The organism is Pseudoduganella sp. R-34 (assembly GCF_049904655.1).
Lineage (GTDB): Bacteria > Pseudomonadota > Gammaproteobacteria > Burkholderiales > Burkholderiaceae_D > Rugamonas.
Window position 1 is genome coordinate 3,533,063 of the sequence record NZ_CP184572.1, and the last position, 14,640, is coordinate 3,547,702.

14 protein-coding genes are annotated in these 14,640 nt (G+C 60.5%); 7 read left to right on the forward strand and 7 right to left on the reverse strand.

From position 1 onward, the window contains the following. The first annotated feature begins 275 nt into the window (after positions 1-275). Positions 276-1,394 (forward strand): hypothetical protein, encoded by a 1,119-nt coding sequence (locus ACN9MW_RS16255; protein WP_426161483.1) that lies wholly within the window; start codon positions 276-278, stop codon positions 1,392-1,394. A gap of 27 nt (positions 1,395-1,421) precedes the next feature. Here ACN9MW_RS16255 and ACN9MW_RS16260 read toward each other — a convergent pair whose 3' ends face one another. Continuing rightward, positions 1,422-2,687 carry an ABC transporter substrate-binding protein gene (locus ACN9MW_RS16260; RefSeq protein ID WP_426161484.1) on the reverse strand — a complete coding sequence of 422 codons (1,266 nt, stop codon included), beginning with the start codon at positions 2,685-2,687 and terminating at the stop codon, positions 1,422-1,424. A gap of 116 nt (positions 2,688-2,803) precedes the next feature. Here ACN9MW_RS16260 and ACN9MW_RS16265 point away from each other — a divergent pair, with 116 nt between their 5' ends. Beyond that, positions 2,804-4,591: an ABC transporter ATP-binding protein/permease gene (locus ACN9MW_RS16265; RefSeq protein WP_426161485.1), complete on the forward strand. Its 1,788-nt coding sequence runs from the start codon at positions 2,804-2,806 to the stop codon at positions 4,589-4,591. Here ACN9MW_RS16265 and ACN9MW_RS16270 read toward each other — a convergent pair. Next, positions 4,558-4,872, reverse strand: a complete 315-nt coding sequence (locus tag ACN9MW_RS16270; protein ID WP_426161486.1) for a hypothetical protein — start codon at positions 4,870-4,872, stop codon at positions 4,558-4,560. The two genes, ACN9MW_RS16265 and ACN9MW_RS16270, sit on opposite strands and share 34 nt — an antisense overlap. A 150-nt stretch (positions 4,873-5,022) precedes the next feature. Here ACN9MW_RS16270 and ACN9MW_RS16275 point away from each other — a divergent pair, with 150 nt between their 5' ends. Both ACN9MW_RS16275 and ACN9MW_RS16280 read left to right on the forward strand, forming a co-directional pair. After that, entirely contained in the window at positions 5,023-5,418 is a 396-nt protein-coding gene (locus tag ACN9MW_RS16275) for a PEP-CTERM sorting domain-containing protein (RefSeq protein ID WP_426161487.1), read from the forward strand. After that, positions 5,411-6,451: a CAP domain-containing protein gene (locus tag ACN9MW_RS16280; RefSeq protein ID WP_426161488.1), complete on the forward strand. Its 1,041-nt coding sequence runs from the start codon at positions 5,411-5,413 to the stop codon at positions 6,449-6,451. Before ACN9MW_RS16275 ends, ACN9MW_RS16280 begins: the two co-directional genes overlap by 8 nt. A 50-nt stretch (positions 6,452-6,501) precedes the next feature. Here ACN9MW_RS16280 and ACN9MW_RS16285 read toward each other — a convergent pair whose 3' ends face one another. After that, entirely contained in the window at positions 6,502-7,572 is a 1,071-nt protein-coding gene (locus ACN9MW_RS16285; protein WP_426161489.1) for a flavodoxin family protein, read from the reverse strand. A gap of 129 nt (positions 7,573-7,701) precedes the next feature. On the opposite strand from ACN9MW_RS16285, the gene ACN9MW_RS16290 reads away from it, so the two are divergent. Then, a complete protein-coding gene (locus tag ACN9MW_RS16290; RefSeq protein WP_426161490.1) occupies positions 7,702-7,908 on the forward strand; it encodes a DUF3079 domain-containing protein in 207 nt (68 codons plus the stop codon). Between the two features lie 7 nt (positions 7,909-7,915). Here the strand turns inward: ACN9MW_RS16290 and ACN9MW_RS16295 are convergent, their stop codons facing one another. Together ACN9MW_RS16295 and ACN9MW_RS16300 are read right to left on the reverse strand one after the other, a co-directional pair. Continuing rightward, the gene (locus ACN9MW_RS16295) at positions 7,916-9,271 is read right to left on the reverse strand and encodes a TonB C-terminal domain-containing protein (protein WP_426161491.1); all 1,356 of its coding nucleotides are present in this window, start codon (positions 9,269-9,271) and stop codon (positions 7,916-7,918) included. 1 nt (position 9,272) lies between these two features. Beyond that, positions 9,273-10,985 (reverse strand): molecular chaperone HscC, encoded by a 1,713-nt coding sequence (locus ACN9MW_RS16300; protein WP_426172217.1) that lies wholly within the window; start codon positions 10,983-10,985, stop codon positions 9,273-9,275. A 195-nt stretch (positions 10,986-11,180) separates the two neighbouring features. Here ACN9MW_RS16300 and ACN9MW_RS16305 point away from each other — a divergent pair, with 195 nt between their 5' ends. Beyond that, a complete protein-coding gene (locus ACN9MW_RS16305) occupies positions 11,181-11,627 on the forward strand; it encodes an Hsp20/alpha crystallin family protein (protein ID WP_426161492.1) in 447 nt (148 codons plus the stop codon). Here the strand turns inward: ACN9MW_RS16305 and ACN9MW_RS16310 are convergent. Then, the gene (locus ACN9MW_RS16310; protein ID WP_426161493.1) at positions 11,624-13,561 is read right to left on the reverse strand and encodes an ATP-binding protein; all 1,938 of its coding nucleotides are present in this window, start codon (positions 13,559-13,561) and stop codon (positions 11,624-11,626) included. The genes ACN9MW_RS16305 and ACN9MW_RS16310 overlap by 4 nt on opposite strands. Positions 13,562-13,660: 99 nt before the next feature. Here ACN9MW_RS16310 and ACN9MW_RS16315 point away from each other — a divergent pair, with 99 nt between their 5' ends. Further along, entirely contained in the window at positions 13,661-14,308 is a 648-nt protein-coding gene (locus ACN9MW_RS16315; protein ID WP_426161494.1) for a hypothetical protein, read from the forward strand. Here the strand turns inward: ACN9MW_RS16315 and ACN9MW_RS16320 are convergent. Continuing rightward, entirely contained in the window at positions 14,305-14,565 is a 261-nt protein-coding gene (locus tag ACN9MW_RS16320; protein WP_426161495.1) for a TraR/DksA family transcriptional regulator, read from the reverse strand. The genes ACN9MW_RS16315 and ACN9MW_RS16320 overlap by 4 nt on opposite strands. Between the last annotated feature and the right edge of the window lie 75 nt (positions 14,566-14,640).

Here is a 14,640-nt window from a genome sequence, read left to right on the forward strand (position 1 = left end):
TGCAGAGATTTCTATATTTTTGTTTGGTGCGGCGACCTTTTTAATTATGCAATTCTGCTTAGTGTTTTCGCTGATGCGATTATTGGGAAATAAAGACCTTTGCGATTTGAAGCATCTATCATCAATTGGCACAGGAATTCTATTAACGGCAGTCACTTGGTTGCACCTGATGGGAGTATTCTCGGCAGCCCTCAAGCCTCAAGGATAGTTGCGGCTATCTAAGTATTGCGATAGTTGCATTCGGCAATGCTATCGGGTCCAGCCTAGCGGAACAGATGCAACAAGGAGGACAGGATGAGGCCACACGCAAGAAGTTATACAGTGTCGGTGGAATGAAGTCGGGAATGAGATTAAAGAGCACGGGAGGCTTCAGTCTAGGCAATGTGAGGGTTGACTTTGACCCGGAATATTCTGCTGGCTCGGAAATCTCAGACGATCAGAAATTGGCATTGAGCGAGGGGGCGGGACCACTTGCCGCCGATGTGGCTAGAAACTGGCTCGCACTTGGAGACGACATTGGTCCGGCAGCTAATGGCCGTCAACTGCCTTCGTCCGATAAGCAAAAAGCTGAAAGTGCCGCCGTGCGCAGGCGCCTTGCCCAACTGGCCACTGATTTCGGTACGGGCACAGGAGAATTTGCTCCCACAACCAAAGATAACAAGAGTCTATGGAGCGCAGTGAAGGACTCTGCGAAAGTTCCATGGAACCTTGCAATGGATGCAGCAGAGTTGGGTGAATACACGCCACTGGGCATGATGCAACGCGGAGCGTACCGTGCTGCTGGCTGGGACTTGCCTCGTCCTGCCGAATTGCGTGCAGGGTATGAAACTCCGGCGTTTGGCTTGTCGCTAGAGTTCCTTGCTCCGTTAGTGCCTGTGTCTAGAATTGCTCGCATTCCTCGGACGCTCGGCGGTGCGGCGTTTGTTGAAGGAAAATTTGTTCATGACCTCAAACCGCTCACCAATTTGGAACTGTACGGGCGGGAGATTTCTCGGACGCCAGACGAAGCAGTGGCACTCTTACGCCGAGTTGGTCACGATGCCGATGAGTTGGCAGGTTATCGCTTTGTTAAACTGAGTGATGGACAAATCGACGAAGCTGAAGATGTTGAAGCGATGGGCCTGCTCATGCGTGGGAGCCGGGAAGACATTGAATTCGCGCGTGCTGCCTTCAAGGATCAAAAGGACATCACCGACGAATATCAATCGATGCAGATCGGCACCTACTTCCACGGCGAGGCGAATGCATGGCGGCGCGGAGACACCTTCATCATCATTGGAACCCACGAGCTAGGATACGATCCCGTGGAAATGGCCTTGCATCTGGAAATGGGCACCAAACGGGGCCTGGCCGACATGGGCAAAGACCTGAACTCCTGCGGCAAACCCAAATAGGTGCCGTACCGGGCACGCGCTATGCCGCTATTTCTGGCGTAGCGTTTCAATGGTGAGGACGGCCTTTTCCGTGTCATGCGGGAATTTCAAGAATTGTCGCAAGCCCTCGAAGACGGGGCCGACCAACTCCGAGTTCGCTTCCCGGTCGAAGAATGGACTCAAGCCGGCTGCGCTGGCCAGCACCTGGCGGGCTTCATCTCCCAGCCGGATATTCCCAAACGAAGCGTCGGCTTGCGCGGGCAAGGTCTGGTCCGCTTCGGCGATGTGGCGGATGGCGCCGGTTTCGGCGAGGAAGGTCAGGAAGCGCTTTCGACCGTGGGGATTTGCTGCTCGCGATGGCAAGACCAGCACGTCCAGCGGCGCGTCTTCATATTGCGGCATGTCGCGAACAATGCCTGGAAATGCAAAGAAGCCCATATCGTCCGCAATCGCCTCGGGAAATTTTGCGGCAACAAAGCTCCCCATCAACGTCATGCCCACCTGCTTGCGATAGATGTAAGGCAATACGCGTTCGTGATCGAGCTCGATGGTCGGTTCGAAGAAGTAGCCTTTACGCAGCAGTTCACCCCAGGCATCGAATACTTTTCGAACGCGGGGATCGGTAAAGGGCACATCGCCGCGCAGTACTTTGCGATGGAATTCCAGGCCATTGAGGCGCAAATCGAAATAGTCGAACCAGCCGGTGGCAGGCCAGTTGTGCGCGGCTCCCAAGCCGAGCGGGGTTACGCCAGCACCTTTCAGGCGTTCGCAGACTTTCAAGAAATCATTCCACGATGCCGGTGGTTCGATCCCGAGGCTTTGGAACAGCGATTTCCGATAGACGAAGCCCCAAGGGTAGTAATACATCGGGAATCCGAATACCTCGCCGTCGATCCGGGTTCCCTCCAGCGTGACCGGGTAGAACTTCTTCTTTTTCAGCAGCGCCACCGTATCGGCATCAAGCGGCACCAGCAGCTTGCTTTGGACTGCGTCGCGCAGCCGCTCTCCCGCGTACCAGAATGCCAGGTCGACCTGGCCGCTGCGCAGCCGCGCGGAGAAACTGCGCTTGTATTGCTCCTGCGGATAACCGTGATGTACCACCTCTAGATCGGGGTTTGCCTTCGAGAATTCATTGATGATGCGTATCCATGCAGTCCTTTGGGCGCTGTGCGACACGATATAGTCGACGACCAATTGTTCGGCCCCTACAGCGATCGATGGCAGGCTGGATGACAGGCATAGCGCCACTCCCATCAGCCAAATTCGGCGACGGTCAACCATGTGGATCGATCGCTTCGTCTGCGTAGCCAGCATGAAACAAGTTTGTCCGCAACAACGAATCGTGTCAACGGAGGCCAGCGCGACGCACCGATTCGGGCTATGTCCGTTTCCGCACGGAGTGGCTTTATGCTGAGTCGTATGCTCAGGCTATGAAGATGACAGCAAATCCCTCTGCAATTCCGGATGAACCAGCGCCATCGAGACGGCGCCGTGTTCCCCCATTGTCGCTGGCCGCATGGAGGCAATTCATCAGCGTGGCAAAGCCGTACTGGCTTGGAGATGAAAAGAGGTCTGCCTGGGGCTTGCTGCTGCTGTTGATTGTGCTGATGCTTGCCGAAACCGAGCTTGCCGTGATGCTGAACAACCAGTCCGGCGAGATGACTTCGGCGCTGGCCGGTCGGGATGGCGACCGTTTCTGGCAGTCGGTGCGGGCTTGCCTGCTGATCCTGGTGTTTGCAGTGCCGATCTACGCCTTCTACTACTACATGCGGGACATGTTCGCCAACCAGTGGCGGCGCTGGCTCACCGGACGCTTCCTCGATGGCTATCTGCAGGGGCGCAAATACTACGAACTGACCTCGGAAGGCGAGATCGATAACCCGGACCAGCGTATCAGCGAAGATGTCAACACATTCACCGGCCGCTCGATCCATTTCCTGCTGATCTTTCTGGGCTCGATCATGCAGCTGGTGGCGTTTAGCGCGGTGCTATGGTCGATTTCGCATCTGCTGGTTGGCGTGCTGGCCGTGTACGCCCTGACGGGTACCGTGGTCGCGCTCTACGTCTTTGGCACGCCACTGATCCGTCTCAATTTCTCGCAATTGCGGCGCGAAGCGGATTTTCGCTTCGGCCTGATGCGTTTGCGTGAGAATGCCGAATCGATCGCCTTTTACCGGGGCGAGGCGCAAGAGCGTGCTTACCTCGACGGCAAATTCGACAAGCTGTTCCACAATTTCAGCAGGCTCATCAAGAAGCAGCGCACCCTGAATTTGTTCCAGCGCACGTTCAGCCAACTCACATTGGTGCTGCCCGGGGTGATCCTCGCCGAAGGCGTGCTTTCCGGCCAACTGGAAGTAGGGCGGGCAATCCAGGCGGCAGGCGCCTTTACTGCAGTGCTTGGCGCTGTGGGTGTGATCGTCGATAACTTTGAGAGCCTGAGCCGCTTCGTGGCGGGTACGGAGCGCCTGCAAACCCTGTCCAAGCTCGTGCTGCCGGTGGCGGAGGGCGAGGCAGTTAGCGGGAAAACACGTCCGCGGATCAGGATGCGGCCTGGCAAGCAGATCGCCGTCGATGCCCTGACGGTGTGTCCACCGCAGTCCGAGCGCGTACTCGTGAAAGACTTGTCTTTCGTCCTGGCGCCGGGCGATGCGCTGCTGATCACAGGCGATAGCGGTTGCGGAAAAAGTTCGCTGTTGCGAGCAATCGCCGGCCTTTGGGATACCGGCAGCGGCCTGATTCATCATCCGCCGCTGAAAGAGTTTTTCTTCCTGCCACAGCAGCCTTACCTGCAGCAGGGCACGCTGCGCAGCCAGCTCATCTACCCGAGCGTGCAGACGCGGCTGAGCGATGAGCAACTGCTGGAGATCCTGGTGCAAGTCCACCTGCCGCAGCTCGCCGAGCGTGTCGGCGGGCTCGATGCGGTACAGGATTGGGAGAAACTGCTATCGATGGGGGAGCAGCAGCGGCTCGCCTTTGGCCGTGTGCTGGTGCATGAACCAAGCATCGTGATCCTGGACGAAGCGACCAGCGCGCTCGACAGCGGCAATGAGGCTTCACTCTACAAAAGCCTGCGTGAAAGCGGAGCTACCCTGATCAGCATTGCCCACCGGGCAGCCGTCATGCATCACCATACGCATGTGCTGCACTTGAAAGGCGACGGCGGATGGGAATTGCGTGAGGTGGCTCACGCGCTTTCAACGTCCCCGGGAACCCGATGAATGCGGATGATCTGGAAGTTGTACTGCTCGGCAGCTAACGGGGTGTCAGTGCTGCTTGCCTGTTGCTGCCGTAGGTAGTCGCTCACCAGCATGGCTGCACCTTGCTCCGTCAGCACGCCAGCCGCCTTTGCCTGTATCTGATGCTCAGACCGGTCGGCATTCCGGTAGGCAATTACCCAAGTTGACACCTGCTTTTCTTCCTGCTGTTCTTGTAAGGGAATCGCGTATGTTATCAAAGTCGAACGCGTACTAGCGCCCGCCTGGCGGCTGCCGTTCATCATATTTCCCAAGTGCAAAGTTTGATGTCGTAAAATTTAACACATCCCTCGTAACAGATTTTGCTAACTCAGCATAATCAAGTACTTATCTCGTAGGCATGATTGATGCTTCGGTCAGCTTGTAGTTTTCTCAACCTAAATATGGAGCGCGATATGAAAGCTAATACGCTGTTCAAGTCTTGCCTGCTGGCCTGCTCCGTTCTGGCGGGTGCTCAAGCGATTGCCGGTCCTGGCACCGTAAACAGTATCGAATTTAGCTTCATGAACTACAGTAACACCGCTTCACAGTCTTTCAGCAGTTTGCCGTTGACGAGTTTCGACAATACGCCGTCGGTCTCGCCGATCTCCATCCCGACGCCACAGGAAATCCATCCGGTCGTTGAGGTATTCATCCCTTCGATGCCGGTCCAGACCACTGCACCTGAAGTTATTGCGGTGGTGGATTTGCCGCAAGCGCCAGCGGCCATCCCTGAGCCAGGCACCGCCGCCTTGCTGGGCTTGGGCTGTGCCTTGCTCTTCCTGCGTCGCCGTGGGGGATTCCATGCATAACTCGCGGAGTTTTCCGGCGCTTGCCCTGGCCTTGCTGCTGGCGGCTTGCGGTGGCGGCGGTGGCTCGGGGGGCGCGCCGGTAGTGTCTCCTGCTCCAACCACGCAGACGCCATCGCCTACCGAAGGCAATATCGTCACGTCGGTTCCGGCGCCGACTTACGCGGCTGGCAGCGGCAACCTGAGCATCTTCAACGCCATCAATGCCTTGCGCAGCAAGATCGGTTCCGGGTTGCTGGCCCAGAGCCTGTTGCTGGACAAGTCGGCGGGCGCGCACTGGAGCTACATCAACCAGAACGGCATCAGCGAACTGCATGGCGAAACGGCGGGCAAGCCTGGGTACACAGGCGTTCGCGCGGGGGACCGGATTGCCGCGGCGGGCTATACCGCCTCGGTCTCGGGGGAGGCGATCTTCAGCACAGTCGGTACGGACAAATACATGACCTGTGTTGCGGAGTGGGCCAATTCGGTTTATCACGCGGCCCTGCTGTTTGCCAGCACCATCGACATCGGTGTAGCGGCAAACAACTTCAACCCGGCGGAGGGCGCGTCGACCCTGTGCGTGGTGGACGTTGCGACGAGTACAACGCAAACGGCGCAGTTGCCGGGCGCGGGCAGTATTCGCGCATATCCCTACGCAAACCAGGCGGACGTGCCTTTTGTCTTCTTCAATCGCACCGAAACGCCAACGCCTGTGCCGGACCTGGTCGAAGCGGGCACGCCCGTAACGGTCAGTTTCGAAACCAGGGGCATGGCAGTGACGGCGCCGATTGCGATCAGCCAGTTCACGCTGACGCCTGCGGGCGGCACGGCAGTCGAAGCGCGCATCCTGGTGAACAAGGGAGGCAAGCTGGGCCCGGTCATCGCGAGCAATGGTCCTGCGCTGACGGATGACGGGAACATGCAAGGTTTCACCGCAACGCTGGTGCCGGTGCTGCGGCTGAAGGCCGCTACCGCCTACAACGTGGCGCTGATCGCTGTCGTGGATGGAAAGACCATCAACAAGTCCTGGACGTTCACAACCGCCGCACAGTAATGCTTGTACCGAGGGCCGGCAATCCTGTGCGGAATGCCGGCCCATTTCATTTACTTCGGGCGCGGCGATCGCACGCCTTTGTCGGGCCGGGCCAGGGTGCCTGAGCGCAGCATGCGCACGGCATGCCCGACGGCGCGCGCGACGTTGCGGACTTCTTGCTTGAGGGCTTCGTCCTTGTCCATCGCATCGTGGCTAGTGGCGTAAGGCTCGTAATAGCCAAGGTAGCGGTCAAGCCGGGCCTGCGCGCCGGCATCGATCAACTCCATCCAATCGAGCCAGTCGGAGAGATTGCGCCGCAGGCTTTCCACGCCGGCGACGTCGCCATGCACCACAAGGCCATAGGCGCGCCCGGCCAGGTGTTTGGGGTAGGGCCAGCCGGCCAGCTCCAGGGCCTTAGCTTCCTCGGGCTTCTTGCCATGGGTGCTGGTCGGGTCGGGATTGCCGCCGTCTGCGCATACCAGGCGATCGATCATCAGCTTCAGCACGGAAGGCGCCTGGTACCAGTACACCGGCGTAAAGATGATGACACCGTGCGCGGACACCCACTTTTCATATATATCGTTCATCCAGTCATTGACCTGGCCAAGGCCGTGATTGGGGTAGCAGCTGCAGGGCCAGTGGCAAAGCGGCATGGCGGTGGAAACGCAGCCCTTGCACGGATGGATGCGCAATTCAAACTCGGAGGTCAGGCGGCTCAGGTCCAGGACGTCGGTATCGATTCCTTCGCTGGCCAGCGTGGCCTCCGCCAGCTTGAGCATGCGCCAGGTTTTCGACATTTCGCCGGGGCAGGTGCCGTCATTCCGCGCGGCGCCGCAGATCAACAGGACGCGTGAAGGCGTGGCAGGATCTTTCTGTCGCTGTTCGGCTGCTTGCAGGCGGGCAGCAGCGGCCTTCCATTCAACTGACAGCTCGTAGCCAGGATCGGCATATCCCGACCCGGCCGGTTCCGTCACCGGCGCCTTGCGGCTGTCGCTGAAATCTTGCCACGCCACTTCCTCCAGCTTCGCCACCTCGTCGCGCAGTCTGTCGAAGCGCGGGTCGGCAAAATTGCGCGTAAAGCGCAGGTGGAACTCGGCGCGTTCCAGCTTGGCGGGGGCCTGGCCCTTGCGGACTTCAGTCATGTTTGTCTCCCATACACGGGCAATGTGCCATGGCAGGATCAGCGGGTCAGTTCGACAGCGAACGCAAGGTCAGCGGAAACTTGATCTGGATTAAGGTTGAGGCGGGGGCGGGAGGGCTAGGATTGAAGCATGGCAAAGAAGTTTCCAATCATTCCCTTGCACCCGGAGCGGGTCTGCTGGGGTTGCGACAAGTACTGTCCCGCTGACAGCCTGGCGTGCGGCAACGGTTCCGAGCGAACCCAGCATCCATCGGAGCTGTTTGGACCCGACTGGATGGAGTGGGAATCGCCCCTCCTGGAACCTCAGCCGGAAGCCAAGGCGAAGAAGAGCATCTGACGCGGGCCTAATCAGGCAGCTTGTAAGAAAACGAGACCGGGAACTTGCGCTGCGTGCCCGGCGGGAATACCGTCGTGTGTTTCAAGGTCCGGGCAACCGCTTCGTCATACGCCTGGTCGCTGGATGACTGGGTTCTCTGCACGTTGATGACTTTGCCCATCCCGTCCAGCTCGATGTCGAAACTCACTTTCAGCACTCCTGACCCTTTGCCCGGGTCTGGTACATAGAAGATCTGTCGCCGAACTGCTTCCAGCTGCTCCTCGGTGGGCGGCGTCTCTTCCGGGGCGATCTGCAGCGTCCTGGCGGCTTGCAGTTCTTCGCGCATGGCCTGGTTGACCGCGTTCTGGTAGGCGACCGGGTCGGCTTGGCCCGTCGTGGAGGTATAGCTTGGTCCGTGGCTGCCGCTGGTAAGAAGCGCGGCGCATCCTTTCACCAGCAGGATGATCATGAAAGTGATCTGCCAGCCCGACCAGCTCCAGCCCGACTTGCCGCTGCTTTCCACAGGAGCTTCGCCAAGCGGAACGGCGCCCGTTGTGCCGTTGCGCGCGATCTCGGCCTGCGCTGCCTGGTGCCATTTCTGCAGGATCTCGCGATCGATGATGATTGAGAACCAGTGATAGAAGCGGTCCGTCAGCTGATGGAACAGAATCAGGTCGTCCCTCGCCGCGACGCGTTCGGGATTTGGCGTATTGCGGACCGTCTGGATCAACTGTTTGACGGTCCCCATGGCGTGTGCCGACATCGATTCATACAGTTTCCACTGGTCTATGGCACGGTCCACCATGGCGCCGGCCTCGCCAAACTGCTGGATGCGGCGGCTGTCGCGTGCCCAATCCAGTACTTCACTGGCGGCGACGAACAAGGTTTCGTGCCCGGGCTTCCAGCCGGTGGCCAGGAGATGGGCAATGCGTGCCTCGAAGATGGTGCGCGCAGTCAGATTGAGCAGGCTGTCGTGTGATAGCGATGCCTGCAGCGCTTCCCGCCAGCGGGACTGGTGCCTGCTCTCGTTTTTCGACACCAGTTCCTGTGCGCTGGACTGGAATTGTGTGAAAGCCTGGTCGGCGAGTTGGTATGGATCGTCGGGAGCCGGCTGCGCGACAATGACGGGCTCGGTTTCGGGGGCGGCGGCCAGCGGGGGGCCCACGTCGTCGACGCCGGCGGGAGCCGCTGCCTGGCGCTCGACTTGCAGGTGCGCTTGCCATTGAAGTGCTACTTCATAGGCCTGGCGAAGTTCCTGGAAACCGTCCGGGTCAGCCTCCTGGTCGATCTTTTTCAGCTCGCGCGCATAAGCACGGCGAATATCCTTGGCGTCCGCGCCGGCATCGAGTCCAAGCCGGAGCAGGAAGGGGAAAGTGTCGCGCATGCTAGGAATCCAGGTTCAGGAAACTCTGGTGCTCGAAGTATTCCAGCGCTTCGTTGAAGGTGCGGGCGGCCTGGCGCGAAACCCGCATGTCCTGCGCCTCCAGCGCGCGCTCGAACTGCATGATCTGGCGGCCCAGGTGTTCGCGGGCTTCGCCGCGCAATTGCTGGTACAGGCGTTCGCCGCGGGCCAGCATGGTGCGGAATTCGATGCGCTCGCGCGGGTGGATCTTCAGCTCGGACAAGGCGGCGAAGCGTTCCTTGATTTCTTCCTGGGTCAGCATGCCTGGATTACCTTCGATCACCAGGGCGTGGGTCTGCTTGGTCAGGAGCACCGTCGCTTCCACTTGCAGCAAGCCGTTGGCGTCGTAGGTGAAGCGCACGTCCACGCCGTTGTTCTGGCCGGGCACCTGCGAAATCGGTACTTCGATGGTTCCGAGCTCGATATTGTCGCGGGCCATGCGCGCTTCACCCTGGAAGACGTTGATGCGCAAGGCAGTTTGCCGGTCGCTGGTCGGATGGTAGTTCTTGACCTTGCTGACCGGGACCACGGTGTTGCGTTCGATGACCGGATCGAAGTGGCCGTGCGAATACTGGTCGCCACCCAGGTGCATCGATACCTCGACGCCCAGCGAGTAGGGAGCCACGTCGGTCATGACCACTTCGTCCAGGGCGGCATCGTTCATTTTCAGGCCGGCTTGCACGGCCGCGCCCAGCGCTACCACTTCATCCGGATTGATGTCGCAGGATGGGAATCGGCCAAACATGCGTGCCACCATGCGGCGCACGATCGGCATGCGCGTGGCGCCGCCGGCCAGCACGATGTTATCCAGGCTGGCAGTCTGCAGGTTGGCGTCACGCAGTGCGCGCTCGACCGGCGAGCGCAGGCGAGCCAGCAAGGGCGCGGTGATGCGTTCGAGGCCTGCCTCGTCCAGCGGCATGGAATAGGTGATGCCGGCGTGGTTGGTCTGCAGCAGCGCTTCCGGCGCTTCGCTGAGCTTGCGTTTGGCCTGCTCGGCTTGCGCCACCAGGCTTTGCATGAACCGGCCGTCCTGCTTCAGTTCGACGGGAATGGAAGCCTGCTTGAAGAACTCGTCGATCAGCAGGTTGACGAAGTCTTCGCCGCCCAGGAAGTTGTCGCCGGCGGAGGCCCGCACTTCCATCACGCCCTCAAACAGGTCGAGTACGGAAACGTCAAAGGTCCCGCCGCCCAGGTCGAACACCAGGAACTGGGTCTCCTTGCCGCGCTGGTGAATGCCGTAGGCGAGGGCGGCGGCTGTCGGTTCGTTCAGGAGGCGTTCGACCTTGAGGCCTGCCAACTGGCCTGCGGCGCGGGTTGCCTTGCGCTGCGCGTCGGAAAAATAGGCCGGAACGGTGATGATCGCTTCGGTGATTGGCTGGCCGAGGGCCGCTTCTGCATCCTCTTTCAAGGCGCGCAGGATCAGCGCCGACAGTTCCTCGGCGCGGAAGTTGCGCCCGCCGAGCGTGAACTGCTTGTTGCTGCCCATATGGCGCTTGAAGACGGAAGCGCTGTTGGTGGGGTGGGTCTGCAGGCGCTCGCGCGCCGCCTTGCCGATCAGGATGGTGCCGTCTTCGTCAACGCTGACGCAGGACGGGGTGAGGAACTCCCCCAGGCTGTTGGGGATCAACCGTGGCTCGCCGTTGTGCCAGGCGGCGATGAGGCTATTGGTGGTGCCGAGGTCGATGCCGACGATCATTTGCTGCTCCGATGTAAATTTCACAAAAGAGTAGCCTAGCATTTATTTCTGAATGAGAAAAGTCGTTGCCTTTTATGAAGGCTTCGGCGCCATAGATTAGTCATGAAAGCGACAGTCCGCCCGATTGCCAGAATCTGTGGCAAGCCGCCTGATCGAGGCCTAAAATATTGTCGCATTACGAGAAAGGAGGAAATCATGGCTAATCTGAGGCGTTACGATCCATTGACTGAGCTGGCCCGTTTCGATCCCTTCCGCAACTTTGAAGACCTGTTCCGCGACTTCAGGATGGCAAACATCACGCGCGAAGGAGAGGGGCAACAGCCGATCCGCATCGACGTGCACGAAAATGAATCCTCGTACACCGTTCGAGCCGACGTGCCGGGCGTGAACAAGGACGACATCAAGGTCGACATTTCCGGCAACCGCGTGACGATCGCCGCCGAGACCAAGCGGGTCGAGGAGGAAAAGCAGGGCGGTACCGTTGTGCGGAGCGAACGCTATTTCGGCGAGCAGTATCGCAGCTTTACCCTGGAACACGATATTGATGACAGCCGGGCCACCGCCAAGTGCGAAGGCGGCGTGCTGGAGCTGACTTTGCCGAAAAAGGCCAAGCAGGGTAGCCGCAAGCTGGAAATCCATTAAACCCTGACCGGCAAGGTCAGGATGAAACTGGTGCCCTCTCCGAGGGCACTTTTTACGTCTATGCGCCCGCCGAGCAAGCCATACACGATGTTGTAGACGATGTTGAGCCCAAGGCCGGAGCCGCCGCGTCCCAATTTGGTGGTGAAGAAGGGATCGTAGATCTTGCCCATGTTTTCGGGAGCGATGCCGATGCCGTTGTCGCGTACCGAGATCGCTACCGAGTCCGTGCCGATGGCGTCGGCCGTGATGACGATTTCGCCATGCTCCTTGCCTTCAAAGGCATGGATCAATCCATTGTTGACGAGGTTGATGAGCACCTGGCCGAATGGTCCCGGGTAGCTGGCCATGACGATCCCGCGCGGAATGGCGTGGCTGACCCGGATGCCGGACTTCTTAAACGTCGGCATCAGCACCAGCAGGATTTCTGATACCAGTTCATCCAGCTGGAATTCACGGCTTTGCGAAGTCGCCCGGTCGACGGCAACCTGCTTGAAGCTCGACACCAGGTCCACCGCACGATGAAGGTTGCGCAGCACGATCTGGCTGCCGTTGTTGACGTCGCCAAGATAGGCGGCGAGTGCGGAGCGCTTGACGCCGGATTCCACCGCGGAGGCAAAGGCCGTGGTCTGGTCCAGCAGGGTGCTGACGGCCAGCAGGCTGTTTCCGATAGGCGTATTCAATTCGTGCGCCACGCCGGCAACCAGAGAACCCAGCGCCGCCAGCTTTTCGCTGCGCACCAGCTCCTCTTGCGCGCGCTGGAGGCTGCCGAGGGAATCGGCCAGTTCGCGGTTGGTGTCGGCGATCTGGCGGGTGCGCACATTGACCAGGTCTTCGAGTTCCAGTTCGCTGCGCTTGCGGTCCGTGATGTCGGTGGAGACGCCGCCCAGCGCCCAGATATGGCCGAATTCATCGATCAGGGGGAATTTCTCTGATATATACGTGCGTGGGCCGCCCACTGTGCCGCCGGAGGTTTCTTCATGGCTGGAGGCCCGCCCGCTCGCCAACACTGCGCGGTCAGCCTGGCGGATCGAATGCGCCATGTCTCGGCTGAACAGCACTTCGTCGGTATTCCCGAGTGGCTCAGGCGACCCGGGAGGCAGCAGCATGCGGAAGCTGTGGTTGACCATCAGGTAGCGGCCGTCGAGGTCTTTGACGTAGATCACCGCTGAGGACTTCTCGACGATGTTGGTGAGCAGGGCCTGGCTACGGCGCAGGGCTGCATCGCGCGCTGCGATGGTGGCGAGCATGGCGTTGAAGGCCGTGGCCAGCCGGCCGACTTCGTCTCGGCTGCTGACCGGCGAGCGCAGGTCGAAGCGCTGCTCGCGCGTGACGCGGTCGGCGACGGCAGACAGCGCGAGCAGCGGCTGCGTGACCAGCCGGCGTGAACTGAAGGCATACAGGATGCCGCCAAACGACAGGGTGAGCAGCACCACGCCGAGCACCAGGCCGTACTGGCGCAGTCGCTCCAGCACCGACGGCAGGTGGTAAATGGTCGCCAGGTAGCCGACCAGCTCGCGCTCGAACCGGATGGGGGATAGCGTCGCCAATGCGTAACCGTCGAAGCGATGCCCTTCGCGTTCCAGTTCCTGCGACCATTCGCACCTTTCGGAGGGATCGCGGTTGAAGTGGCTAAACACGCGTTTGTCGGCAGTGAACAGGCAGGCCTGGGTAATCTCGGGACTGCTGCGCAAGGCTTCCAGCTTGCGCGCCGCAGCGCTGCTGTCGCCGAAGTTGAGGTCCGAATCGAGGCTCAATGCGAACAGTTCGCTGCGCACGGCGAGGTCTTGTAGCACGCGCGGGCGGGCGACCAGCAAGTCGTAGCTGGACAGTGCAAGCAGTGCAACGAGCATGGCCGCAATCGTCGTGAGGACCGACACCAGCAAGAGTTTGCGCTGGAGTCCTAGATCACGGAAGAAGCCCTGGAAGCTTTTCATGGGTGTGGCCCATTTGCACCGGAGTAATTATCTTAGCTCAAGCGTCACGTGAGCCACAAGCATGCGACATTCCCATGTAATTGTTGCTATGTTTGGCGTATGACAGAACAACAAGACGACAGCGAAAAGCCGCAGCCGCCGCCGGCGCAGGATGCGGGCGCGGAACCGCCTGTGCGCCCCGGCCGCCCGTCGCGGGCGCGGCTGCTGGAGTGGCAAGGGCCGGTGTTCTGGATGTCATGCGGAGCGCTGCTGGCCGGCCTGGCGGGTGGCGCGGTCGTCCTCGCGCAGCGCGTAGGCATTGAACGGGACCTGATGGCAGTCGCCACCACGCTTGCACCGGATGGCGGCAGGGCGCAGACGGCGCCAGGGCCACAGGCCGTGGCGCGGGCGCCGGCGCTTGCGGAACCGGGAATGCAGGCCGCCAGCAGGCAAGGCGGGTCGGCGTTGGAGGGTTCATCGGTCACGGAGCCCGCAGCAAGCAAGCCCGTCGCGGCTCCGCGCCACCGCGCGCGCCCTGGGAATGGCGCTACTGCGCGCTCGAAGCATCAGGTCAGCGCCAAACAGCCGCCACGCAAGAAAAGTGCACTGCGCCGCAAGCCTGTAGCCGAACCGGAGAGGTACGCGGAAGTCTTCAAGCGCTGCCCATGGCCTGGCGAGCCCGGCGCCGTGGAGTGCCGGCGGCATATCTGCAATGGGGCGGAAAGCGAAGGCCCGGCATGCAGGCCATACAGGTCGAAGCTGCGTTAAGCGGCAGGAAGCGAGATGAAGGAGCGCTGGCGTTCGGCGAGTTCCTGGCATGCCAGGCAAGTCGCGGCCCCAGGCTGGGCCTGCATGCGCCCCGCGGAGATCGCGCCCCCGCAGTGCAGGCACTGGCCAAAGGTCCCGGCCTGCAAACGCTCCAGCGCAGCATCGATCGCAGCCACTTCGGCGGAGTCGCGGCCAGCCAGCACCTCGCGCCGCTGGCGCAGGACGGCAGTCCAACGGTCAATTTCTTCAGGTAGCATGGCTAGTCTCCACTTTTGGGGCACTTTAACGGGCATCTTGCGCCGCGTCACCTGTGCCGCTTGACCTAAGTCAAG